The 1,191-nt window shown below is 57.1% G+C and carries 1 rRNA gene; it reads left to right on the forward strand.

Annotation, left to right across the window (positions count from 1 at the left end):
• A 23S ribosomal RNA gene (locus ACFWPT_RS40925) occupies positions 1–1,191 on the forward strand; the annotation flags it as partial.

Here is a 1,191-nt window from a genome sequence, read left to right on the forward strand (position 1 = left end):
TGAGTTGCATGCCCAAGACCCGAAGCGGAGTGATCTAGCCATGGGCAGGTTGAAGCGCGGGTAAGACCGTGTGGAGGACCGAACCCACCAGGGTTGAAAACCTGGGGGATGACCTGTGGTTAGGGGTGAAAGGCCAATCAAACTCCGTGATAGCTGGTTCTCCCCGAAATGCATTTAGGTGCAGCGTCACGTGTTTCTTGCCGGAGGTAGAGCACTGGATAGGCGATGGGCCTTACCGGGTTACTGACCTTAGCCAAACTCCGAATGCCGGTAAGTGAGAGCGTGGCAGTGAGACTGTGGGGGATAAGCTCCATGGTCGAGAGGGAAACAGCCCAGAACACCGACTAAGGTCCCTAAGCGTGTGCTAAGTGGGAAAGGATGTGGAGTCGCAGAGACAACCAGGAGGTTGGCTTAGAAGCAGCCACCCTTGAAAGAGTGCGTAATAGCTCACTGGTCAAGTGATTCCGCGCCGACAATGTAGCGGGGCTCAAGCACATCACCGAAGTCGTGTCATTGCAGCATATAGGGCCAACGCCTGCTGTGATGGGTAGGGGAGCGTCGTGTGCCGGGTGAAGCGGCGGTGGAAACCAGTCGTGGACGGTATACGAGTGAGAATGCAGGCATGAGTAGCGATACAAGAGTGGGAAACTCTTGCGCCGATTGACCAAGGGTTCCTGGGTCAAGCTGATCTGCCCAGGGTAAGTCGGGACCTAAGGCGAGGCCGACAGGCGTAGTCGATGGACAACGGGTTGATATTCCCGTACCCGCTTTGAAGCGCCAACGCTGAACCAGGTGATGCTAAGGCCGTGAAGCCGGCCCGGAGTCTTCGGACAAAGGGACGTGGTGGAGCCGCTGAACCAAGTCTGTAGTAGGTGAGCGATGGGGTGACGCAGGAAGGTAGTCCAGCCCGGGCGGTGGTTGTCCCGGGGTAAGGGTGTAGGACGAACGGTAGGCAAATCCGCCGTTCACATAGTCTGAGACCTGATGCCGAGCCGATTGTGGTGAAGTGGATGATCCTATGCTGTCGAGAAAAGCCTCTAGCGAGTTTCATGGCGGCCCGTACCCCAAACCGACTCAGGTGGTCAGGTAGAGAATACCGAGGCGTTCGGGTGAACTATGGTTAAGGAACTCGGCAAAATGCCCCCGTAACTTCGGGAGAAGGGGGGCCATTCCTGGTGACGGCACTTGCTG

This window comes from Kitasatospora sp. NPDC058478 (assembly GCF_042720345.1).
Lineage (GTDB): Bacteria > Actinomycetota > Actinomycetes > Streptomycetales > Streptomycetaceae > Kitasatospora.